Annotated in this window: 1 protein-coding gene; it reads left to right on the top strand. The window is 67.2% G+C overall.

The window, feature by feature from the left end; genetic code table 11:
- Positions 1–390, top strand: a 390-nt coding sequence (locus I6F37_RS44055) for a DUF1553 domain-containing protein (protein WP_225154993.1), incomplete at both ends; no start/stop codon positions are given.

The following is a 390-nucleotide window of genomic DNA, read 5'->3' as shown; positions in this document are numbered from 1 at the left end:
CTCGCGGGCTGGTCAATCGCATCTGGAGCTACTACTTCCACCGGGGGATCATCGAACCGGTCGACGACGTCCGCAACACGAACCCGCCGATCAACCCGGCCTTGCTCGACGCCCTGACCAAGGACTTCATCGAGCACAAGTTCGACATGCGGCACCTGATGCGGCGCATTGTGACCAGCGAGACCTACCAGCGTTCGGCCGCGCCGACGCCTTCCAATCGCCGCGACGAGCAGAACTTTTCGCGGTTCATTCCGCGGCGTGTCCCGGCCGAGGCCCTGCTCGACTGTCTGGTTCAGGCGACGGGCGTGGCCGAGAACTTCGGCGGCGCGCCGGCCGGTATTCGCGCGGCGCAGCTCCCCGACGCCAACGTGGCGAGCCCCTTCCTGGGGC

It is taken from the genome of Bradyrhizobium sp. NBAIM08 (genome assembly GCF_020193935.1).
In the GTDB taxonomy this organism is placed as follows: Bacteria; Pseudomonadota; Alphaproteobacteria; order Rhizobiales; family Xanthobacteraceae; genus Bradyrhizobium; species Bradyrhizobium yuanmingense.
Note: the sequence above shows the minus strand (reverse complement) of the source record. Positions and strands in the feature narration are given on the sequence as shown.